The sequence below is a fragment of the Streptomyces sulphureus DSM 40104 genome, assembly GCF_000381025.1.
Classification (GTDB): Bacteria; Actinomycetota; Actinomycetes; order Streptomycetales; family Streptomycetaceae; genus Streptomyces; species Streptomyces sulphureus.
Genome location: NZ_KB905818.1, coordinates 120,670 through 143,259, shown reverse-complemented (window position 1 = coordinate 143,259; position 22,590 = coordinate 120,670). Strand labels below are relative to the sequence as shown.

Annotated in this window: 19 protein-coding genes; 10 read left to right on the top strand and 9 right to left on the bottom strand. The window is 70.2% G+C overall.

The window, feature by feature from the left end; translation table 11 throughout:
* Positions 1-8 precede the first annotated feature (8 nt).
* Positions 9-1,193, bottom strand: coding sequence for a mandelate racemase/muconate lactonizing enzyme family protein (locus F603_RS0117830; RefSeq protein WP_026328512.1), 1,185 nt, complete (start codon positions 1,191-1,193; stop codon positions 9-11).
* A gap of 109 nt (positions 1,194-1,302) precedes the next feature.
* Here F603_RS0117830 and F603_RS0117825 point away from each other — a divergent pair, with 109 nt between their 5' ends.
* Both F603_RS0117825 and F603_RS0117820 read left to right on the top strand, forming a co-directional pair.
* Positions 1,303-2,154 (top strand): fumarylacetoacetate hydrolase family protein, encoded by an 852-nt coding sequence (locus tag F603_RS0117825; protein ID WP_026328511.1) that lies wholly within the window; start codon positions 1,303-1,305, stop codon positions 2,152-2,154.
* 418 nt (positions 2,155-2,572) lie between these two features.
* A complete protein-coding gene (locus F603_RS0117820) occupies positions 2,573-3,448 on the top strand; it encodes a GH25 family lysozyme (RefSeq protein WP_019547338.1) in 876 nt (291 codons plus the stop codon).
* A 130-nt stretch (positions 3,449-3,578) separates the two neighbouring features.
* Here the strand turns inward: F603_RS0117820 and F603_RS0117815 are convergent, their stop codons facing one another.
* Positions 3,579-4,256, bottom strand: coding sequence for a FadR/GntR family transcriptional regulator (locus tag F603_RS0117815; protein WP_019547337.1), 678 nt, complete (start codon positions 4,254-4,256; stop codon positions 3,579-3,581).
* A 91-nt stretch (positions 4,257-4,347) separates the two neighbouring features.
* Entirely contained in the window at positions 4,348-5,391 is a 1,044-nt protein-coding gene (locus tag F603_RS0117810) for an enoyl-CoA hydratase/isomerase family protein (RefSeq protein WP_019547336.1), read from the bottom strand.
* Positions 5,392-5,494: 103 nt separating this feature from the next.
* On the opposite strand from F603_RS0117810, the gene F603_RS0117805 reads away from it, so the two are divergent.
* Genes F603_RS0117805 through F603_RS32325 form a run of 6 tightly spaced genes read left to right on the top strand, consistent with a single transcriptional unit; the run spans position 5,495 to position 12,312 of the window.
* Positions 5,495-5,932 (top strand): cobalamin B12-binding domain-containing protein, encoded by a 438-nt coding sequence (locus tag F603_RS0117805; RefSeq protein ID WP_019547335.1) that lies wholly within the window; start codon positions 5,495-5,497, stop codon positions 5,930-5,932.
* A gap of 4 nt (positions 5,933-5,936) precedes the next feature.
* Positions 5,937-7,388 carry a phenylacetate--CoA ligase family protein gene (locus F603_RS0117800; RefSeq protein WP_245600813.1) on the top strand — a complete coding sequence of 484 codons (1,452 nt, stop codon included), beginning with the start codon at positions 5,937-5,939 and terminating at the stop codon, positions 7,386-7,388.
* A complete protein-coding gene (gene meaB, locus F603_RS0117795; protein ID WP_019547333.1) occupies positions 7,385-8,323 on the top strand; it encodes a methylmalonyl Co-A mutase-associated GTPase MeaB in 939 nt (312 codons plus the stop codon). The genes F603_RS0117800 and meaB overlap by 4 nt, the downstream gene beginning before the upstream one ends.
* A gap of 20 nt (positions 8,324-8,343) precedes the next feature.
* A complete protein-coding gene (locus F603_RS0117790) occupies positions 8,344-10,065 on the top strand; it encodes a methylmalonyl-CoA mutase family protein (protein WP_019547332.1) in 1,722 nt (573 codons plus the stop codon).
* Between the two features lie 59 nt (positions 10,066-10,124).
* Positions 10,125-11,801, top strand: a complete 1,677-nt coding sequence (locus F603_RS0117785; protein WP_019547331.1) for an L-lactate permease — start codon at positions 10,125-10,127, stop codon at positions 11,799-11,801.
* Position 11,802: 1 nt separating this feature from the next.
* On the top strand, positions 11,803-12,312 hold the full coding sequence (locus tag F603_RS32325; protein ID WP_019547330.1) for an ATP:cob(I)alamin adenosyltransferase: 510 nt from the start codon (positions 11,803-11,805) through the stop codon (positions 12,310-12,312).
* Between the two features lie 59 nt (positions 12,313-12,371).
* Here F603_RS32325 and F603_RS0117775 read toward each other — a convergent pair whose 3' ends face one another.
* Positions 12,372-13,730, bottom strand: coding sequence for a class I SAM-dependent RNA methyltransferase (locus tag F603_RS0117775; protein WP_019547329.1), 1,359 nt, complete (start codon positions 13,728-13,730; stop codon positions 12,372-12,374).
* A gap of 128 nt (positions 13,731-13,858) precedes the next feature.
* Positions 13,859-15,931 (bottom strand): APC family permease, encoded by a 2,073-nt coding sequence (locus tag F603_RS0117770; protein WP_019547328.1) that lies wholly within the window; start codon positions 15,929-15,931, stop codon positions 13,859-13,861.
* Positions 15,932-16,008: 77 nt separating this feature from the next.
* Here F603_RS0117770 and F603_RS0117765 point away from each other — a divergent pair, with 77 nt between their 5' ends.
* A complete protein-coding gene (locus F603_RS0117765) occupies positions 16,009-16,677 on the top strand; it encodes a potassium channel family protein (RefSeq protein WP_026328508.1) in 669 nt (222 codons plus the stop codon).
* On the top strand, positions 16,674-17,372 hold the full coding sequence (locus tag F603_RS0117760; protein ID WP_019547326.1) for a potassium channel family protein: 699 nt from the start codon (positions 16,674-16,676) through the stop codon (positions 17,370-17,372). The genes F603_RS0117765 and F603_RS0117760 overlap by 4 nt, the downstream gene beginning before the upstream one ends.
* Before the next feature lie 36 nt (positions 17,373-17,408).
* Here F603_RS0117760 and F603_RS0117755 read toward each other — a convergent pair whose 3' ends face one another.
* From F603_RS0117755 to F603_RS32320, 4 genes are all read right to left on the bottom strand, one after another.
* Positions 17,409-18,266: a DUF3159 domain-containing protein gene (locus tag F603_RS0117755; protein ID WP_019547325.1), complete on the bottom strand. Its 858-nt coding sequence runs from the start codon at positions 18,264-18,266 to the stop codon at positions 17,409-17,411.
* A 3-nt stretch (positions 18,267-18,269) separates the two neighbouring features.
* The gene (locus F603_RS0117750; protein ID WP_019547324.1) at positions 18,270-18,674 is read right to left on the bottom strand and encodes an OB-fold nucleic acid binding domain-containing protein; all 405 of its coding nucleotides are present in this window, start codon (positions 18,672-18,674) and stop codon (positions 18,270-18,272) included.
* A 64-nt stretch (positions 18,675-18,738) separates the two neighbouring features.
* A complete protein-coding gene (locus tag F603_RS0117745; RefSeq protein ID WP_019547323.1) occupies positions 18,739-19,425 on the bottom strand; it encodes a response regulator in 687 nt (228 codons plus the stop codon).
* Positions 19,425-22,058 carry an ATP-binding protein gene (locus F603_RS32320; RefSeq protein WP_078503685.1) on the bottom strand — a complete coding sequence of 878 codons (2,634 nt, stop codon included), beginning with the start codon at positions 22,056-22,058 and terminating at the stop codon, positions 19,425-19,427. The genes F603_RS0117745 and F603_RS32320 overlap by 1 nt, the downstream gene beginning before the upstream one ends.
* Positions 22,059-22,590: the final 532 nt, after the last annotated feature.

Genomic DNA, 22,590 nt, shown 5'->3' with positions numbered 1-22,590 from the left:
GCGACGGGCTAGCGGTTCCTCAGTTCCCACCCGGGCACGAACATGTTCCAGAAGCCGCCGGTCGGCGGGTGCTCGGCGAAGACGTCGTCGTCGAGTTCGATACCGATCCCCGGCGCCGTTGGCAGCGGCGCACGACCGTTCCGGATCGGCAGACACCCGCGGAGGGCCTCGAATACGTACGGCTCGAGGAGGCTGTCGAAGGTTTCCAGGATCTTGAAGTTCGGTGTGGCTGCTGCCGCGTGGACGGTGGCCGTGGTGCAGAAGGGGGAGTTCGAGTTGTGCGGCGCCACCACCATCGAGTGCATCTCGGCGAGCGCGGCGATCTTCCGCATCTCCGTGTACCCGCCGACCATGCTCAGGTCGGGCTGGACGATGTTCACGGCGTTGTTCTCGAACAACGGCGCGTACTCGTAGCGGTTGTGGAAGTGCTCGCCCCCGGAGATCGGAATCGACGTCCGTGCGCGGACGTCCGGGTAGCGCGTGATGTGGGTCCATGGCAGCGGCTCTTCGAACCAGCCGATGTCGTAGGGCTCCAGCGCCTCCGCGATCTTGACGGCCTCGTGCACCACGAAGCGGGCATGACCCTCCACGAACAGCTCGACCTCCGGGCCGACCGCCTCGCGCACAGCCGCGATGAGGTCGATCGACAGCCGGCGCTCGGACCGGCTCAGCTCGCCCGAGCCGGCGCCGAACGGGTCGAGCTTGAGCGCGGAGTAGCCCCGGGCGACGGTCTCGCGAGCCAGTTCGGCGAAGCGCTCCGGGGTGCGCGCCCCGGTGTACCAACCGTTCGCGTATACCGGAACCTCGTCCCGGCACGCACCGCCGATGAGTCGGTAGACGGGAACACCGAGGTATTTGCCCTGGATGTCGTGGAGCGCCTGGTCCACTCCGCTCACCACGATGCCCCCGACATCCCCTCCGCGGAGAAAGTCGCCCTGATACATACGGAGCCAGATCTCCTCCGTATCGAAGGGATCGGCTCCGATGAGATGTCGCTCTGCCATGCCCCGCGCCAGTGCACAGGTTTCGACGCCGCGGTAGGGATGGGTGATCTCACCGACGCCCGACAACCCTTCGGAGGTCGTGATGCGGACGTAGCTGAAGTCCCGCCAGGACGTGCCGAGGCTGAGCGTCTCGACCTTGCTGATCCGGCCGGCGCCCGTCGCAGGCCGGGTGTGGTTCACGGTGAACACGTAGATCTCCATTCGGTATGGCAGAACGCCGTTCTGTTCTGTATGTTCGTGGAAGCCGTAGTGGTCGTCAAGTGCCCACATGTCGAGATGGCGGCGTCCTGGAGGACAGATGCGAGTGACACGAGTCGGCGAGGTCGGGGCCGAATTCCCGATAGCCCTGAACAGTGAGGGGCGTGCATATGACCTGCGCGAGTTGACGACGGATGTGACCGGTGACTTTCTGGCCGGCGACTGGCCCGCACGAGGACGGGCCGCTCTCGACGCCGGCGCACTACCGGAAGTCGAGCTGGGTGGACTGCGCGTCGGCTCGCCGATCGTACGGCCGGGCAAAGTCGTGTGTATCGGACTGAACTACCGCAAACATGCGATCGAGAGCGGTGCCGCCATCCCCGAGGAGCCGGTGGTGTTCATGAAGGCGAGCAACACGGTCGTCGGACCCCGCGACACCGTGCTCGTCCCACGCGGCAGCGAGAAGACGGACTACGAAGTCGAGCTCGCGATCGTGATCGGCCGGACCGCGCGCTACCTCGCCGACCCCGATTCCGCCCCCGAGCACATCGCGGGGTACACCATCGCGAACGACGTCTCCGAGCGTGCGCTGCAGCTCGAACGGGGTGGGCAGTGGGTCAAGGGCAAGTCGTGCGAAACGTTCAATCCGCTCGGCCCGTGGCTCGTCTCCCCGGACGCCGTCGGTGACCCGCAGAGTCTCGGCCTGCGGCTCTGGGTCAACGGCGAGTTGCGCCAGCAGAGCACGACAGCGGACATGATTTTCGATATTCGGTACATCGTGTGGTACCTGAGCCAGTTCATGGTTCTCGAACCCGGCGACGTCATCAACACGGGCACGCCGTCGGGCGTGGCGATGGGGTCGGCGGAGCTTCCGTACCTTGCGGCAGGTGACGTCGTCGAGCTGGAGGTCGACGGGCTGGGCAGACAGCGCCAAGAGATCGCCCAGGCTTGACGGGCTTACCGTTTGCGCGCGGGCGGGAACCTTCGCCGGACGATGCCCACGGGTACCGCCACGCCGCCGCGTACCACGCCCGCACAGCCGACCAACTGTCCCGTGGGAACGCGGAGTTCCCACGGGACACGCGTTTCCGCACTGCGTCTCGCCTCCCTTCCGACGGGCTGAAGCCACGCTCGTGCCACCGGGTCGAGGCCATGTTTCCCTCGCCAACTTCGGTTGTCGGAAGGGGAGTCGGGGCGCCGGCCGCGTCCTGACGCCGATTGAAAATCTCGGCCTCCGGGCACGGTTTCCTCAGCTCAAGCGGGCGACAAGTGGTCTAGACCCCCGGCAGAGCAGTCGAACTCTTCCCGCGGTCCGCACTGTGGTGTATGTGTGACGTGTCTACATCAATCCCCCACACCAGGAGACGCACATGCCGAACTCCCCCCGTTTCTACGCGCGTAGGATCGTCATGGCCGCCGGCGTCGTCGGCGCGACGATGACCCTGACGCTGACGAGCGCCGGTATCTCCCAGGCCTCCCCCTCGGGCGGCTACGGGCCGGGCGAGGGCCGTATGGGCATCAGCGCCGAGCAGGAGATGGTGGGCAAGCAGCCCCGCCAGATCACGCCCCAGGACACCAGCGGCGTCCAAGGGGTCGACGTGTCCCACTATCAGGGCGACATCAACTGGGGCTCGATGAAGAACGCCGGAATCGAGTTCGCCTGGATCAAGGCCACCGAAGGCACGAACATCAAGGACGCGAAGTTCAGCGCCAACTACAAGGGCACGTACGACAACGGCGTCATCCGCGGCGCCTACCACTTCGCTCGCCCCGCTTCGTCGAGCGGTTCGGCCCAGGCCGACTTCTTCGCCAAGAACGGCGGTGCCTGGTCGGCGGACAACCTCACCCTCCCAGGTGTCCTGGACATCGAGAACGGTTCCAGTTCCCAGTGCCACGGGCTCAGTCAGTCCGCGATGCGTGACTGGATCAGCGACTTCTACAACACCTACAAGGACCGCACCTCTCGCGACGTGGTCATCTACACCACGGCCAATTGGTGGAACACCTGCACCGGCGGCTGGACCGGCATGAGCGACAAGGCGCCGTTGTGGGTTGCCCACTGGACCACCGGCAGCCCCACCATCCCGTCCGGTTTCCCGGCGTGGACCGTCTGGCAGTACACGGATTCGGGCAACATCGGCGGCATCAGCCCCGTCGACCGCGACAAGTTCAACGGCTCGCGCGACAGACTGCTGGCCCTCGCGAACAACACCACGGTGGCCAGCCCCCGGGTCGACGTACCGTGATCAAATAGCCCCGCCCCGGGGTGTGTTGCCCCAACTCCCGGGTTCTCGACACCTCAACCCTTCTCGATGCGCTGAGAAGGGTTGAGGTGCGGGTGGGAGCGCGACCCGCCGGCGTCGCGCCGTGCGAGCGTCATTCCTGAGCGTCGCCCACCGCTGCGTAGAAGCCCTTGATGTGCCGTGTGACGAGTTCGGCGGCCTCCTTGCCGTCTCCCGCTTCGACCGCGCGGAGAATCGCGAGGTGCTCCTCGGTCAGGGTGGAGACCATGACGTCCCAGTCCCGCACCCGCCGGAAGGCGGCGATCATTTCGCCCTTGACCGCGTCTCGCAGGGCTTGCATGAGGTCGGTGGCGAGCGCGTTGTCCGAAGCGCGCGCGAGGGCGATGTGGAACTCGCTGTCGAGTTCGTGGAAGCGCTCGTAGTCCATGCCGGGTTCCGCCATGGCCCGGGTGAGAGCGCGCAGGCGCTCGAGGTCCCCGACGTCCGCCCCTGCGGCGGCGCGCGCAACGGCCAGGCGCTCCAGCTCGATCCGTACGTCGACGAGGTCGTTCTGGCTGAACTGCGACAAGGCCATGTGCAGGCGCAGCAGGTTGCTCAGCGCCGCGGTCGAGCGGCCCGCCACCGTGGAACCCGCGTCCCTGCCGGACCCCACCTGAGCACTCAGGATGCCCATCGACTCCAGTACGCGCAGCGCCTCGCGGACGCTGTTGCGACTGACGCCGAGCGCCTCTCCCAACTCGCGCTCGCTCGGCAGCCGATCGCCCACACGCAGCCGGCCGTCGAGGATCTTCTGCTGGATCTGGGTCAGCACCTGCTCGTGTGTGCGGACGGGCCTGACTGTCCGCCATTCCGGATCGCTCAAGCTATCCTCACTGGTTCATTTTTCCTCTGGTCCAACCACGCTAGCCCACAGGGGAGTCCAGCGGGTCAAGGAAGTACCGGTCCACCATCTCGGGTGTGACGTCGCCGAGTTCGGACGGTGACCAGTGCGGTCGGTGGTCCTTGTCGAGCACGGTGGCTCTGATGCCCTCCTGGAGATCCTGTCCTTCGAGGAAGCGGCAGCACAGCCGGTAGTCCTGAACCAGGCATTCCTCGAGTGTCGTCATGGAACGAGCCTCGCGCAGGGCACGGAGCGTCACCTTGAGGGCAGTTGGCGCGCCCCTGCCCACTGCCTCTGCGGCCGCCGTGGCAGCGGGCGTGCGGTGGGCACGGAGTCTTTCAAGGATCTCCTCCACGCTGTCGGCCGCGTAGCAGTCGTCGATCCAGGACGCGTGGTCCACCAGGTCCGCTGCGCCCTGCGGTGCTTCCTCCGCGAAGTCGTCGAGCACTCGGTCGATCGCGTCCCGGCCCTCCCGCAGCACGTCGACCATCGCCGGTAGCCGGTGCGCCGGAACGAAGTGGTCGGCCAGCCCGCAGGCGAGGGCGTCTCTGGCTCCGATGCGGGCGCCCGTGAGCGCGAGATGCGTACCCAGCTCCCCCGGCGCCCGGGAAAGGAGCAGGCAGCCTCCCACGTCCGGCGTGAGACCGAGCGCGACCTCCGGCATCGCCAGCACCGAGCGTTCGGTGGCCACGCGGATCGCGGCATGGCCGGCGAGGCCGATCCCGCCTCCCATCGTGATCCCGTCCATCAGCCCGACGACGGGGAGCGGGTACGAGGCGACGAGGGCATCGAGCGCGTACTCCGTGCGCCACAACTGCCGTGCGATCTCGGGGTCGTTGGACGCGGACGCGTGCACGACGGTGATGTCGCCCCCTGCGCAGAAGGCGCGTTCGCCGGCGCCTTCCAGCACGACCAACTCGACGCCCGGGTCGTCGAGCCATCCGGTGAGAGCGCCGTGGATGGTGCGCATCATCCCCAAGTCCAGGGCGTTGAGGGCGCGTTCCCTGTTCAGCGTGATGCGTCCGAGCCGTCCCTCACGCCGGCACAAGACATGTGTGGTCCCCATCGGCACATACTCCCGTTCCGCAAAGTCGGTGCACGCATGTTGTCCGCCAAATCAACCAGTGCTTATGGTCCAACCACAGGCTACCGGACCAACAGGAGTGGTGATGGCGCCAGTTCAGAAGGAGACCGTTGCCGAGCCGATCAGGGTGATGCTGGCCAAGATCGGGCTGGACGGCCACGACCGGGGCGTGAAGGTGGTGGCGCGCACGCTGCGCGACGCCGGCATGGAAGTGATCTACACCGGTCTGCATCGCAAGCCGGACCAGGTGATCGAGGCCGCCGTGCAGGAGGACGTCGACGTACTCGGCGTCAGCCTCCTGTCAGGGGCCCATATGCCCATCTTCACGCGGCTCTTCGAGGTCCTTGCGGACCTGCCGGAACCGCACCGCTTCGTCGTCGTCGCCGGCGGTGTCATGCCGGACGAGGACGAGCTGGAACTCAAACGGATGGGCGTGGCCGGAGTGCTCGGCCAGGACACCGCCCCCGAGACGATCGTCGAGGAGATCCGCGCCCTGGTGCACAGCCGGGCACCCCGGAGCTAGGCAGGTGACGACAGTGCGCAACGCCCCCATGGAGCAGTGGAGTTGGCCTCCCCGCTACGACGAGGACTACCGACCGCCCGGTCACCAGGAACACTGGTTCCCGCGCCGCGAGACCATGCCGGCCGAACAGCGCGACGAGTTGGTGCTCGCGCGCATCCGCGAGGTGATGGCCTACGCCTGGGAAAACGCGCCCTTCTACCGCAAGAAGTGGGACGAGGCAGGAATCCACCCTTCGTCGATCCGCACGCTCGACGATTTCGAGAAGGTCCCTGTCGTGCACAAGGACGAACTCCGCGCCGACCAGGCCGTGAACGAGCCCTTCGGCAGCTACCTGTGCGTACCCGAGGAAGAGGTCAAGCACGTCAACGGCACCTCGGGCACCACGGGGCGCCCCACCGCGTTCGGTATCAGCGAGCGGGACTGGCGCAGCGTGGCCAACGCCCACGCCCGCGTGATGTGGGCAATGGGCATCCGCCCCTCCGACACCGTGCTGGTCGCCTCGCCGCTGAGCCTCTACTGGGGTTCCTGGGGCGCCTACACCGGCGCGGAGCGGTTGGGCGCCCGCGTCTTCCCCTTCGGCGCCGGCAGCCGCGGGCAGAGCGCTCGCACGGTGCGTTGGATTCGCCAGATGGGAGTCACCGTCTTCTACGGAACCCCCTCCTACGCACTGCACTTGGCCGAGGTGGCCGCGGAGGAGGGCATCGAGCCCGTTGAACTCGGGCTGCGCGCCATGTTCTTCTCCGGCGAGCCGGGCGCCAGCGTCCCCGCCATCCGCTCCCTCCTCTCCGAGTCCTTCGGGGCCGAGGTGTACGACTCGGGGAGCATGGCCGAGGTCGCCCCCTGGATGCACCTGGGCGCGGGTAGCAACGAGCCCGGGGTGCTGTGTTGGCAGGACCTCGTCTACACGGAGGTCTGCGATCCGGCGGACCACACCAGGCTGCCGTACGGAGCCGAGGGCACCCCCGTCTACACCACGCTGGAGCGCACCAGCCAGCCGATGATCCGCCTGCTGTCGAACGACCTCACCCGCTGGGAAGCCCCTTCGGCGGAGCGGGGACGCACCTATCCGTACCTGCCGCGCGGCATCTACGGACGGCTCGACGACATGTTCACCATCCGCGGCGAGAACGTCCATCCCAGCGCCATCGACGACGTGGTGATGGCCGTGCCCGGATACGGCGGGGAGCACCGCATCGTCATCAGCCGCGAGACGGCCATGGACCACCTGATGGTTCAGGTCGAGTACGGGCCCGAGCTCACCGGGGCGACGCTCTCCACCTGGGTGGAGAACCTCTCCGACAGGCTGCGCACCGTGCTGGGCGTGGGGGCACAGGTCGTGCCGGTGCGGCAACACACCTTCGACCGTACAGAGTTCAAGGCCCGCCGGGTCGTCGACGACCGCCAGTTGCTGCTCCGCCTCCACGACGCCGGGCCCCTCCCCGGGAGCGTCCCGTGACGGCGCCCGCGTCGCTGGCGGAGCGCGTACTCGGCGGCGAACAGGGGATGATCGCGCGGGCGCTCACCCAGGTGGAGCGCCGCGCACCAGGCACCGACGCGATGCTGGCCGAACTGCACCGCCATGCCGGGCGCGCACACGTCATCGGGGTGACCGGGCCTCCCGGCAGCGGCAAGAGCACCCTGGTCACCGCGATGGCACAGGAATACCGGCGGGCGGGCCGGTCGGTCGGGATCATCGCTGTCGACCCGTCGAGTGTCTTCACCGGTGGCGCGATCCTCGGCGACCGCATCCGTATGTCCACTCTCTCCGGCGATCCCGGGGTGTTCATCCGGTCCCTCGCCACCCGTGGCGCGCTCGGCGGGTTGGCACGCGCCGCCCTGGACGCGGTCACGGTGCTGGACGCGGCCGGGTGGGACGTCGTCGTGCTGGAGACCGTCGGCGTCGGGCAGGCCGAGACCGACGTGATCAGCGGCGCCCAGTCGGTGGCGGTGGTGAGCGTGCCGGGCCTCGGCGACAGCGTCCAAGCGATCAAGGCGGGGCTGTTGGAGATCGCCGACGTACACGTCGTGAACAAGTCCGACCGCGACGGCGCCCACCGGACCGTCTCGGAGCTGCGGGACATGCTCCGGCTGGCCAAGCGGCAGCCGGGCCAGTGGAACGTCCCCGTCGAGCAGACGGTCGCCGACCGGGGCAGCGGCGTGACGGCCCTCATCGAGCGCTTCGACGAGCACCTGCGCTGGATGGAGCGCAACGGGGAGCGCGAGAGGCGGGCTCGCCGCGCCGCAGGCACCCGTATCAGGTGGGCGGCCGAAGAACTCGTGCGCGACTGGCTCCGACCGGGGACGCCCGCCTTCGACGAGGCCGTGACCCAGGTCGCGGAGAAGCACGACGATCCGGCGACGGCAGCTCGGCGACTGATCGGCTGGACATGAACACAGAGCGAGGAGCGCACATGGCTGACGAGGACGAAGCACGACGGAAGCACGCCGCACCGCTGGTCACCGACGAACTGAACACGGCCGTGGCGCAGGAGCTCGCCGACTGGGAGAGCCGCGAACTGGCCGCCTTCATCCGGCGCCGTCCCGAGTCCAGGGAGTCCTACGCCTCGGGAAGCGGCTTGCCGGTGAAGCGCGTCTACACGCCCGTCGACCTTCCCGCCGACTGGTCGGAGATCGGGCTGCCCGGCCGTTACCCCTATACCCGCGGCCCCTATCCGACGATGTACCGCGGCCGTACCTGGACGATGCGGCAGATCGCCGGCTTCGGTCAGGCGGAGGAGACCAACAAGCGCTTCCGTTACCTCATCGCGCAGGGGCAGACCGGCCTGTCCGTCGACTTCGACATGCCCACGCTCATGGGACTCGACAGCGACGACCCCATGAGCCTCGGGGAGGTGGGACGCGAGGGCGTCGCCATCGACACGCTCCCCGACATGGAGGCGCTCTTCGACGGCATCGACCTCGAAGAGATCAGCGTCTCCATGACGATCAATCCGTCGGCCTGGATTCTGTTGGCCATGTACGTGGCGGTCGCCGAGCAACGCGGATACGACCTGAACAAACTGAGCGGCACCATCCAGAACGACATCCTCAAGGAGTACGTGGCGCAGAAGGAGTGGATCTTCCCCGTACGTCCGAGCATGCGCATCGTGCGCGACACCATCGTCTACTCCTCGCAGCACATGGCGCGGTACAACCCGGTGAACATCAGCGGCTACCACATCAGCGAGGCCGGAGCCAACGCCCAGCAGGAGATCGCCTTCACCATGGCGATCACCCAGGCGTACGTGCAGGACGTGGTCGCCGCGGGGGTGGACGTCGACACCTTCGCGCGCCGGCTGTCGTTCTTCTTCGTCAGCCAGGCCGATCTCTTCGAGGAAGCCGCCAAGTTCCGTGCCGTGCGCCGCTATTACGCCCGCATGATGCGTGAGCGGTTCGGCGCGCAGGACCCGCAGTCGATGCGGCTGCGGTTCCACGCGCAGACCGCTGCGGCGACCCTCACCAAGCCCCAGCCGATGAACAACATCATCAGGACCGCGCTGCAGGCGCTCTCCGCGGTGCTCGGCGGAGCGCAGTCCCTGCACACCAACGGGCTCGACGAGGCGTACACAATCCCCAGCGAACAAGCGATGAAGATCGCGCTGCGCACGCAGCAGGTCCTCGCCGACGAGACGGGGGTGGCCAACGTCATCGATCCCCTGGGCGGTTCCTACTACGTCGAGAACCTCACCTCGGAGCTCGAACGCGGCATCGACACCTACCTGGAACGGATAGAGGAGATCGGCGGTGTGGAGGCGGCCATCGAACAGGGCTTCTTCCAACGGGAGATCTCCGACACCGCCTACGACTTCGCCCGGCGCAAGGCCACCGGGGACCGTCCGGTGGTCGGCGTGAACACGTACGTCGACGAGGAGGAGGGCGAGAAGATCGAGACGCACCAGCTCGATCCCGCCTCCGAGACCCGGCAGATCAGCCGCCTGCGGCAGATCCAGAAGGACCGCGACCCGGACCGCGCCGCCGCCGCGATGGAGGCGCTGCTCGCCGTGGCGAAGGACGACACCGCCAACCTCATGCCCGCCACCATCGAGGCGGTGAAGGCGCACGTGTCCATGGGGGAGATCACCGGCGCGCTGCGCGAGGTCTTCGGCTCCTACACCGAGACCCCCGTCTTCTGACCGGGGATCGGTGAGACCGAACAACTTCCCGTGTCACGCAGGGGAACAAGGAGGTTCCCGTGTACCAGCAAGTAATCGACCCCGTGGGCAGCAGCCTCGGGTGGTCCGCACTGGTGGCGGCGTTGCCGTTGCTCGTCCTCTTCGTTCTGCTCGGGGTGGCCCGCGTCCGCGCCTGGCTGGCAGCGCTGATCGGCCTCGCGCTCAGCCTGGTCGTAGCGGTCGGCGTGTACGGCATGCCATCGGGGCAGGCGTTGAACTCGGCGGCGGAAGGAGCCGCGTTCGGGCTCTTCCCCGCCATGTGGATCGTGGTCAACGCGCTCTGGATCTACCAGATGACGGTGGCCTCCGGACACTTCGACGTGCTCCGGCGCAGCTTCGCGAGGCTCAGCGACGACCGGCGCGTGCAGGGCGTCCTCATCGCCTTCTGCTTCGGCGCGCTGCTGGAGGCGCTGGCCGGGTTCGGTGCCCCCGTCGCCATCTGCGCGGTGATGCTCGTCGCGATCGGCCTCAAGCCCGTCAAGGCCGCGACGGTCGCGCTGGTGGCCAACACCGCACCCGTGGCCTACGGAGCCGTCGGACTCCCGGTGATCACACTGGCCCGGGTGACGGGGCTGCCGCTGGACGACCTGAGCGCCATGACGGGCCGCCAGGTACCCCTACTCGCCCTGTTCGTACCGATGGCGCTGCTCGTCCTTCTCGACGGACGACGAGGGCTGCGGGAAGCGTGGCCGGCGGCGTTGGTGTGCGGCTCGTCGTTCGCCGTCACGCAGTTCCTGATGGCCAACTACGGGCCCGTGGAACTGACCGACATCGTCGCTGCGTTGGTCTCGGCGGCTGCCGTGCTGCTGCTCCTGCGAGTGTGGCGACCTGCGCCCCACGGCGAGCAGGACACGGTGCCGCACGGGGAGACCGCGCCGGCGACCGACACCGTGGACCCGGTGGGCGGCGGGGTCGCGGTACGTACGCGGACACCGACACGGCACCGGCCGCCGGACACCCGCGTCGAAGTAGTCCGCGCCTTCGCCCCGTACGCGGTGATCGTCCTCCTCTTCTCCGTCGTCTCGATCCCTGCGGTCGCACGGGCACTTGAAACCACGACGACGTTCTTCTCCTGGCCGGGTCTGCACGTCGTCGACGCGAACGGAGAACCGCTCGGGCTGCTCCGGTTCACCTTCGACTGGCTCGCGAGCGGAGGCACCGTGCTCCTCGCCGCAGGCGTCGTGACGGCCGCCGTACTGAAGATCCCGGTGCGGGGCGCGGCCATGGCGTACGGACGGACGCTGCACCAACTGCGCACCGCCGCCGTCACGGTCACGGGCGTGCTGGCGCTCGCCTACGTCATGAACATATCGGGCCAAACCAGCACGATGGGCGCCTTCCTGGCAGGAGCAGGAGGTCTCTTTCCCCTCTTGTCCGGGCTGCTGGGCTGGTTCGGCACCGCCGTGACAGGGTCGGACACCTCCTCCAACTCGCTCTTCGGCGCGTTGCAGGCGAGCGCAGCCGAGGGTTCCGGGCATCCGCCGGTGCTGACCGCCGCAGCGAACACCGCGGGCGGCGCCCTGGGCAAGATGATCAGCCCGCAGAACCTCGCGATCGGTGCGAGCGCGGTCGGCCTCGCCGGTCAGGAGGGCGCACTCTTCCGCAAGGTCCTCGCCGCGACGGCGATATTCGTCCCCTTCCTGTGCCTGCTCGTCTACCTCCAATCGACCCCGGTACTCGCCTGGATGGTGCCTTGAAATGACTGACGTGGCCCCCGCACACCTGCGTCTGACCGCCAGCGGCGACGTCGAGGAGGCGAACGCCGCGATCGGAGCGGCGCTCTCGACCGACTCCATGGAGAGCGAGTTCGACGTCCTCCTCGACGCTGTGCAGCGCGATCTCCTCGCCCTCGCCGCCGAGTTGCTGGAGCCGAGCGCCGCCCGGGTCGATCGGGCGTGCCTGGACCGGTTGGACTCAGCACGCCGGCGTTACGCCCACCAGGACCCCCTTCCGCCGGGCAACCACGTCCTCGCCGGCCGCAGCGACGCCGCAGGACTACTGCGGCTGGCCCGCGCGGTGACGCGCCGCGCCGAAAGGTCCGTACGAGCGCTGGCGGCAGCCGAACCGCAGACCTCCTCGCAGCTCCCGGCGGCCTACCTCGACGGGTTGGCCGACCTGCTCCCGGTGCTGGCCCTGCGGGTCGAACGCGCCGCCCCGGGGTACGTCACCATGGGCGCCTGCAACGACTCCCCCGCGCGCACCGCTTGACCTCGCCCGGTGGACGTCGCAGCCCCGTCGGACGACCACGCACCCCGGCGAAGCCGCGCTCAGGCCCCGTTCCCCGCCGGCTCCAACACCGCCACGCACTCCATGTGCTGCGTCATCGGGAACAGGTCGAAGGCGCGGAGGAAGCGGACACGGTAGCCGGCGTCGGAGAAGTAGGCGAGGTCGCGGGCGAGGGCGGCCGGGTCGCAGGCGACGTAGGCGAGGCGGCGGGGGGCGAGGGAGGCGAGGTGGTCGACGAGGGCGCGGCCGGCGCCGCTGCGGGGCGGGTCGAGGACGACGAGGTCGGCCTCTGTGATGCCGGTGCGCGGGAGGGTCTGCTCCACGCGGCCCTGCTCGATGCGGACGCGGGGGAAGTCGGCGAGGTTGTGCCGGGCGTCCTCGACCGCGCGCTTGCCCGACTCGACGCCGAGGACGGCGCCGGTCTCCCCGACGCGGTCGGCGAGGGCGCCGGCGAAGAGGCCGACCCCGCAGTAGAGATCGAGCGCTGTCTCGCCCTTGCGCGGGGTGAGGCCGCGCATCACGGCGTCGACGAGGAGCTCGGCCGCTGCCGGGTGGACCTGCCAGAAGCCGCCGGCGCCGACCCTCCATGTGCGGTCGTCGGCCCGCTCCCTGACGTAGTCGCGGCCGTGCACGCGGTGCAGGCGCGGCGGGGCGCCGCGGCGGCCGCGCTGCTCCTCGGCGCGCAACACCGAGACGGGGCGGTCGAGTTCGACGAGCGGGAGCCGCTGCCCGGGACGCGGGGTGAGGACCACCTGCCGGTCCTGGGACCCGGTGGCCGCCGTGGCCTCCACCGCGGCCATACCGGGCCACTCGCGCCGCTCGATACCGAGTTCGGAGACGCCCTCGGCCGCGATGAGGCAGTGATCGATCCGCTGCACGTCGTGGGAACGGTGCTTGCGGAGGCCGACGTTGCCCTCCTCGTCCACGGCGTACTGCATCCGCGTCCGCCACTGGGGCACCTGCCCGGCCGGGAGCTTGTCGCCCGGCACCGGCTCGACGGTGCCGTCCCAGCCGACGTCCTCGGGGGCGAGGCCGGCGAGGCGCTGGAGCTGCTCGGCGAGGACGTCGGCCTTGAGGCGCCGCTGGGCGCCCGGCTTGACGTGCTGGAAGTCGCAGCCGCCGCAGCGACCGGGGCCCGAGAACGGGCAGGGTGCCTCGATGCGGTCCTTCGAAGCGACGAGCACCTGGACCGCGTCGGCCCGCAGGAACTTGGACTCCTCGTGCCCCTCGGTGATCCGCGCGACGACGCGCTCCCCCGGCAGCGTGTGGCGGACGAAGAGGACGCGTCCGGCCTCGGTGCGTGCGATGCAGTGCCCGCCGTGTGCGACGGGCCCCACCTCGACCTCGTACTCCTCGCCCACCAAGGACGGTGCGGGCTGCTCTGCGGGGGCGTCGGGCATGACGGGATGGCTCCAGGGTCTGCGGTGGCTGCGCGGTCGCGGGGCGCACGCGCCGGCTCCCGGATCCGGTCGCCGAAGCGCGGTACGAGCGCCGCTGGTCGGGCGGTGCCCGGCGCAAGTCTCCCAGTCTACGTACCGTCGGGGCGCCCGCGTTCCCGGCCGGCGCCCTCCTGCCGGCCGGTCCTGCGCGGCCCCCGCACAGCGCCCCGGCGCACGGAGCCGGGCGCCTGCCACTCCTCGCGCCGGCGGGCGCGCTTCCGCGCGGCCTCCGAGGACTCCAACTGGTAGGGGACGGAGGTGACCATCACCCCCGAGGTGAAGAGCAGCCGCCCCTTGAGCCGCAACGCGCTCTGATTGTGCAGGAGTTGCTCGTACCACCTGCCGACGACGTACTCGGGGATGTAGACGCTCACCAGGTCCCGCGGGTGCTCGGTGCGCAGCCGCTTGACGTAGTCGATCACCGGGCGGGTGACCTCGCGGTACGGGGAGTCGAGGATCGTCAGCGGGATGTCGAGGCCGCGGCGGTCCCATTCGTGGCGGAGGCGGTCGGTCTCGCCCTGCTCCACGTTGATGGTGAGCCCCTCGAGGACGTCGGGACGCATCATGCGGGCGTAGACGAGTGCGCGCAGCGTCGGCTTGTGGAGCCGGGAGACGAGGACGATCGAGTGGACGCGCGAGGGGCGCGGCGGCGCCGCGGCGGACTCCTCGGCCGCGATCTCCTCGCTGACGTGGTCGTAGTGGCGCCGGATCGCCGTCATCAGGCCGTAGAAGAGCGCCATGCCGACGACGGAGACCCACGCGCCGTGCGAGAACTTGGTGACGAGCACGACGATCAGCACGACGCCGGTGAAGAACGCACCGAAGGCGCTGATCGCCCGGGAGCGGTGCATGTGCCTGCGCCGCGCCGCGTCCTGCTCGGCGCGGAGCGCGCGGTTCCAGTGCCGGACCATGCCCGTCTGGCTGAGCGTGAAGGAGACGAAGACGCCGACGATGTAGAGCTGGACGAGCCGGGTGGAGTCGGCGTCGTAGACGGCCACGAGTATCGCGGCGGCGCCGGCGAGGAGCAGGACGCCGTTGGAGAAGGCGAGGCGGTCTCCGCGGGTGTGCAACTGCCGTGGCAGGTACCGGTCCTGGGCGAGGATCGAACCGAGGAGCGGGAAGCCGTTGTACGCGGTGTTGGCGGCGAGGAAGAGGACGAGTGCCGTCGTCACGGCGAGGTAGAAGCTGACGAGCGAGCCGCTGCCGAAGACCGCGTCGGAGACCTGTGCGATCACCGGGTGCTGCACGTACCCGGAGCCGGCGGGCTCGCCGTCTATCAGCAGGTTCCTCGCGGGGTTCTCCGCCATCTTGACGTGCGTGATCCGGGCGAGCGCGATGACGCCGCAGAACATGGTGACCGCGATCGCGCCCATCATCGTCAGCGTCGCGGCGGCGTTCCTCGCCTTCGGCTTGCGGAACGCAGGCACCCCGTTGGAGATCGCCTCGACCCCGGTGAGCGCGGCGCAGCCGGAGGAGAAGGCGCGCAACAGCAGGAAGGCGAGCGCGAACCCGGCGAGTCCGCCGGCGTGTTGGGTGTGGATCTCGTAGTCGGCGGTCGGAGCGCGCATCTCGTCCCCGAGGACGGTGGACCTCACCGCGCCCCACGCGATGAGCGCGAACACCCCCGCGACGAAGAGGTAGGTCGGGACGGCGAAGAGCACGCCCGACTCCCGGACGCCGCGCAGGTTCGCCACCGTCAGCAGCCCGATCGCGGCGACGGCGCAGAGCGTCTTGTGCTCGACGACGAAGGGGATCGCGGCGCCGAGGTTCTCCACGCCCGAGGAGATGGAGACGGCGACGGTGAGCACGTAGTCGACGAGGAGCGCGCTGGCGACGGTGAGTCCTGCGCGGCGGCCGAGGTTGGTGCCGGCGACCTCGTAGTCGCCGCCGCCGCTCGGGTAGGCGCGGACGTTCTGCCGGTAGGAGGCGACCACCGTCACCAGCAGCACCACCACGGCCGCGGCGATCCACGGGCTGAAGTGGTAGGCGCTGAGCCCGGCGGCGGAGAGCACGATCAGCACCTCGCCCGGTGCGTACGCGACCGAGGAGAGCGGGTCGGAGGCGAAGACCGGCAGGGCGACGCGTTTGGGTACCAGAGTCTCGCTCAGCCGGTCGCTGCGGAGCGCCTGTCCGAGCAGGAGACGTTTGGGTACGTCGGTCATCCTGGACACGCGGAGGATGGTATGCGTTCGGCCGTACGATGCTCGCACGGCCCGCGGTTCACGAGGAGAGGACGGGCGTGCACATTGTGATCATGGGCTGCGGGCGGGTGGGAGCCGAGCTCGCGCAGACCCTGGAGCAGGAGGGCCACACGGTCGCCGTGGTGGACCGGGACCCCAGCGCCTTCCGGCGGTTGGGCCACAGGTTCGGCGGGCGCCGGGTGACAGGCGTCGGCTTCGACCGGGACACGCTGCGGGAGGCCGGCATCGAGGAAGCCGGTGCCTTCGCCGCCGTCAGCAGCGGCGACAACTCCAACGTGATCGGGGCGCGGGTGGCTCGGGAGACCTTCGGCGTCGAGCACGTCGCGGCCCGCATCTACGACCCGCGTCGGGCCGAGGTCTACCAGCGGCTCGGCATCCCGACGGTGGCCACGGTGCGCTGGACCGCCGACCAGATGCTGCGACGCCTTCTCCCCTCCGGGGCCGAGCCGCTGTGGCGGGACCCGAGCGGGCGCGTCGAGCTCGCCGAGGTGGCGGCCGATCCGTCGTGGGTGGGTCACCGGCTCTCCAGGCTCCAGGAGCGCTCGGGGGCGCGGATCGCCTTCCTCACGCGTCTCGGTGAGGCGATGCTGCCGGGTCCCGAGACGGTGTTGCAGGACGGCGATCTGGTGCATGTGCTCATGCGTCGGGGCGACGTGGGCCGCGTCGAAGAGGTCTTCGCGGTCGGTCCAGGGGAGGAGCGGTCGTGAGGGTGGCCATCGCAGGCGCCGGCGCCGTCGGCCGGTCCGTCGCCGGCGAACTCCTGGAGAACGGGCACGAGGTGCTGCTCATCGACAAGGCGCCGACGGCGATCTCGGTGGAGCGGGTACCGCAGGCGGAGTGGCTCCTCGCCGACGCCTGCGAGATCACCTCGCTCGACGAGGCGGCGCTGGAGCGCTGCCAGGTCGTCATCGCGGCGACGGGGGACGACAAGGCGAACCTCGTCGTCTCGCTGCTGGCGAAGACGGAGTACGGGGTGCCGCGCGTCGTCTCGCGGGTCAACAACCCCCGGAACGAATGGCTCTTCAACGAGTCCTGGGGCGTCGACGTCGCGGTCTCGACGCCGCGGCTGATGTCCGCGCTCGTCGAGGAGGCGGTGAGCGTCGGCGACCTCGTGCGGCTGCTGCGCTTCTCGCAGGGGGACGCGAACCTGGTCGAGGTGACGCTGCCGCAGGAGTCGACGCTCGCCGGCGTCCGCGTCGGCGAGGTCGTCTGGCCGCAGGACACCTCGCTCGTCACCGTGATCCGCGGGACACGTGTGTTGACGCCCGACCCGGACGACGTGCTGGAGGGCGGGGACGAGCTCCTCTTCGTCGCGGCGCCCGACCGTGAGGAGCAGTTGGAGCAGCTACTCTCGGCCCGTCCGCAACGCGAGGACCGGGAGGCCGGCGAAGGGGACGTGTGAGGGGCGCGCACGCCCCTCACACGGGAGCCGGAGGGCTCAACTCCTGCGGCGGCGCGGGCTTTCGGCCTCCGGCTCCGTGGCGACCTCGGCGAGCACGCCGTCGACGGGGGCACGGCCGGGCTGCTCCGGCTCCTCCCGCTCCGCCTCCGCCTTCTCCTCGGCCTCCATCTCCGCGATGACGTTGATCGGCGGCGGGGCCTTCGCGAGGAAGATCCACGTGAGGTAGACGGCGAGGAGGAACGGCGGGATCTTCAGCGCCATCGTCACCCAGCCGAACTTCGCGACGTCGGCCCAGAAGTAGAGCGGGAAGAGGATCGCGCACTTGGCGAGGAGGATGAAACCCCAGGCGTAACTCGCCCTGACGTAGGCGCGCTTGCGGCCCGGGTTGCGGGTGCGCCAGGAGAGGTTCTCCTTGAAGAGCGGGCCGAGTACCAGCCCCAGCAGGGGAACGCCCGCCGCCGCCGTGACGATGTACGCCAGCGAGAGGCCGAAGGTGTAGAGCATGCCGGGGAGGTAGAAGTCCTTGGCGTTGCCCGTCATCATCGCGAAGAGCACGCCGAAGCCGACGCCGAAGATCCCGCTGAAGGCGTGCTTCACCGTGTCCCGCCGGACGAGCCGTACCAGCGCCATCACGACGGCGAGGCCGAGCGCGGTGAGCGCCGCCGAGTGGATGTCCTGGTTGACGGTGTAGATCCCGATGAAGAACAGCCCTGGCACGGTGGTCTCGACGAGACCCCGCACCCCGCCGAACGCCTCGAAGAGCGCCTGCTCGGTGACGGCCTGCGAGCCCTGCGGCTCGGCGGCCCCGTCGCCTCCGGCGGAGTCGCTGCCCTCGGCAGTACCTCCGCCCCCGGCGGCGGACCGCCGCTCTTCCGGCTTGTCGAAAGGGGTCACCCGCTACTCCTGTCCGAGCGGCTTCAGCTCGTATTGGGGGTTGAACAGCACGGGGCGGCCGCCGCACAGAGCGATCCGGCCCCAGACGATCAGCCGGCGGCCCGGCTCGATCCCGGCGATGGCGCGGCGTCCCAGCCAGACGACATCGAGCGAAGCCGAGCCGTCGAAGAGCTCGGCCTCCAGAGTGGGAACCCCGGCACGCGGCCGGAGGGTCACGGTGCGCAGCGTACCGGCTACGCGCACGAGTTGGCGATCGCTGCACTCGGAGATCCGGCCGCAGCCCTCGCTCTCGGACTCCTCGCGCAGCTCGGCGGAGCGCCGCTCCTCCTCCGAGGAGGAGAGCCGCTCGAAAAACCGCCGGAAGCGGCCTTCTCGCGGCTGCTGCCGGGCGCGGGTCGCACCGTTCATGGGGCCAGGGTACCCGCGCGCCGCCGGCCGATCCCCTCCGCTCGCACTCCCCTGCTGCAAGCCCTCACGGCTCGAAGCGGTAGCCCATGCCGGGCTCGGTGACGAAGTAGCGGGGGTGGGAGGGGTCGCTCTCCAACTTCCGTCGAAGCTGGGCCATGTAGACGCGGAGGTAGTTGGTCTCGGTGCCGTAGGAGGGGCCCCACACCTCGCGGAGGAGCTGCTTCTGGCTCACCAGTCGGCCCATGTCCCGTACCAGCACCTCCAGCAGGTGCCACTCGGTGGGCGTGAGCCGTACGTCGCGGCCGGCCCTGTGCACCTTCTTCGCGCTCAGGTCGACGGTGAAGTCGGCGGTCTCGATGACGCCCGGGCTCGGCTCGCTCGTCGGCGCGGGCTCCGCCCTGCGCACGGCGGCGCGCAGGCGGGCGAGCAGCTCGTCCATGCCGAAGGGCTTGGTGACGTAGTCGTCGGCGCCCGCGTCGAGCGCCTCGACCTTCTCGTCGGACGTCTGCCTCGCCGAGAGGACGAGGATCGGCACCCTCGTCCAGCCGCGGATGCCGCGGATCACCTCGACGCCGTCCATGTCGGGCAGCCCGAGGTCGAGGACGACGACGTCGGGGCGGCGTTCGGCGGTGAGCTTCAACGCGGTGGCGCCGTCGGCAGCGGAGTCGACCTCGTACTTGCGTGCCCTCAGGTTGATCACCAACGCGCGTACGAGCTGCGGCTCGTCGTCGACCACGAGCACCCGGTGCATCAGGCTTCCTCTCTCCTTGTGCTCCCGTGGGCCCGGGGCTGCCCCGGCACGGGTACGAACGGCTGCCCCTCGGCGCGTGCCGACGACTGCGCCGGCAGGGGATGCCGCAGCGAGGTGCGGCTGTGCGCTGCGGGGACGGTGAGCACCATCGTCATGCCGCCGCCCGGGGTGTCCTCCGCGTCGAGCGTCCCGCCCATGGCCTCGGCGAACCCGCGTGCAACGGCGAGGCCGAGCCCGACGCCGGCGCCGCGGGGCGCGTCCCCGTGGCGTTGGAACGGCTCGAAGATGCGGTCCTTCGCCGAGTCGGGTACGCCGGGGCCGCGGTCGGTGATGCGCAGCTCCACCCGGTCCGCGAGGGCGCTCGCCTTCACCAGGACCTTCTTCTCCGGCGGGCTGTGCTTCACGGCGTTCTCCACGAGGTTGGCGACGGCGCGCTCCAGCAGGCCGGGGTCGACGGCGACGAGCGGCAGCGCCTCCGCGATCGCCATCCGCACCGCTCCCTCGGGGACGCCGCCGAGCGCCTTGGGAACGACCTCCTCCAGGGAGATGTCCCGGATCAGCGGCGCCACGGTGCCGGTGTTGAGGCGGGACATGTCGAGCAGGTTGCCGACGAGGTTGTCGAGCCGGTCCGCGCCCTCCTCGATCGCGAGGAGCAGCTCCGCCTCGTCCTCGGGCGACCACTCGACGTCGGCCGAACGCAGCGAGGAGACCGACGCCTTGATCGCGGCGAGCGGTGTCCGCAGGTCGTGGGAGACCGCGGCGAGCAGCGCCGTCCTGATCCGGTTGCCCTCGGCGAGGTCCCGGGCGCGCTCGGCCTCGCCGAGGAGCCGCTCGCGGTCGAGGACGCGGGCCGCCTGGGCGGCGAAGGCGGCGAGCACCCTGCGGTCCTCGGCGGGGAGCACCCGCCCGGAGAGGACGAGCATCATGTGGTCGCCGACCGGCATGTCCACGTCCCCGTCCTCGGGGCGTGCGAGCTGCCGCCCCTCCCCCACGCTCGCGGCGCAGGTCCACGGGCCCCGCTCGTCCTCCCTCTCCAGCAGCGCGACGGACTCCGTGGCGAAGGTCTCGCGCACCCGCTCCAGGAGGACCTCCAGGGTGTCCTCCCCACGCAGCACGCTGCCGGCGAGGACGGAGAGGATCTCGGACTCGGCGCGCAGACGTTGCGCCTGCTCGGTGCGGCGCGCGGCGAGGTCGACGACGGAGGCGACGGCGACCGCCACCCCGAAGAAGATCGCGATCGAGACGACGCTGCGCGGACTGCTCACCGTCCAGGTGTGCGTCGGCACCGTGAAGAAGTAGTTGAGCAGCAGCGAGCACAGCGCAGCGGAGGCGAGCGCGGGGAGGAGCCCGCCGACGAGCCCGGCCGCGACCGTCACCACGAGGAAGAGGAGGACGTCGTTGGCGAACCCCAACCTCGGGTCGACGGAGCTCATCAGGACACCGAGCAGCATCGGGCCCACGACGGCCGCGAGCCACCCGGCGATCACGCGTGCCCGGCCGAGCCGGGTCGTGCCCCGCGCCACGGGCAGCCCCCGCACGTGCGCGTTCTCGCGGTGGGTGACGATGTGGACGTCGAGGTCGGGCCCGGCCTCGCTCGCCACCAGCGCCCCGACGCCAGGGCCGAAGACGTACTGCCAGGGCTTGCGCCGCGAGGAGCCGAGCACGATCTGCGTCGCGTTGACGCCGCGGGCGAAGTCCAGCAGGGCCGCGGGGATTTCGTCCCCGATCACCTGGTGGTAGGTGCCGCCCAGGTCCTCGACGAGGGTGCGCTGGACGGCGAGTTCGCGGGCGGCCGCCGGCCGCAGCCCGTCGGCGGGCACCACCGAGACGGCGAGGACCTGGCTCCCCGACCCCTTGGCGGCCATCCGCGCGGCGCGGCGGATGAGCGTACGGCCCTCGGGCCCGCCGCTGAGTCCGACGACGATGCGTTCGCGGGCCTGCCAGGGCGACTTGATCCGGTGCTCGGTGCGGTACTTCTGGAGGTACTCGTCGACGCGGTCGGCCGTCCACAGCAGCGCCAGCTCACGCAGTGCCGTGAGGTTGCCGACGCGGAAGTAGTGCGAGAGCGCCGCGTCGATCTTGTCCGAGGAGTAGACGTTGCCGTGGGCGAGGCGGCGGCGGAGCGCCTGCGGCGTCATGTCCACCAGCTCGATCTGTTCCGCCCTGCGCACCACCTCGTCGGGGACGGTCTCCTGCTGCCGTGTGCCCGTGATGGACTCCACGACACCGACGAGGGACTCCAGATGCTGGATGTTGACCGTGGAGATGACGTCGATACCGGCGGCGAGCAACGCCTCCACGTCCTGCCAGCGCTTCTCGCGCGCGGAGCCGGGTGCGTTGGTGTGCGCCAGCTCGTCGACGACGGCCACGGCGGGGGCACGCGCGAGGAGCGCCTCGGTGTCCATCTCGCCGGCGCCCCCGCCCTCGGCCGGCAGGCGCGGCACGACCTCAAGTCCACGCAGCAACTCGGCGGTGCGCGGCCGGTCATGGGGCTCGACGTACCCGACGACGATGTCGGTACCGCGCTCCCGGCGCCGCCCGGCCTCGGCCAGCATGGCGTACGTCTTCCCCACGCCGGGTGCTGCGCCGAGATAGATCCGCAGTTGACCGCGGGTCCGGGGTGCTGACGACATGCCCTCATTGTGACCGGTGCGCGCACCGCCGCCTGCGCTGCGGGCGTCGGCCGGCGTCAGGATCGCGTATGGGCTCGTGGCCCGGCGGTCTGTCGGGGTGCGGTCGTCGGGATCTCGCCCTCGTGGACGGTAAGCCGGGCGAGCATCTGCCGCAGGCGGTCGGGAGCAGGAGCAGCCACACCGCGTTCCTCCACCGGACGACTCGGGAAGGGCCACGAGCTCTCTTGCCAAGCCTTGGGCGACGGCGTTGAGTTCCGTCTGGGGCGGCAGGGGCGGCCAGCCGGAAGCGAGCGCGGGGACTTCGTCCCGGATGCGCCGCAGGCCCCGCCGTCAACGCCAACTGCCCTGCCGGCAGCGACCGTTCGTGCCCTCCACGCAGCAACCTGGCCGCGACGACGCCCGGATCGCACTCTTCTCGCGCCTTCCGCATGCAGAGGACGAAGAGCCCGAGGTTCCGTTGTTCCCTCGCACGAACGAAGCGCCGGCGGGCGCGCCATCTCCGGACACCTCTTGAGAACACCGACAGGCCCGC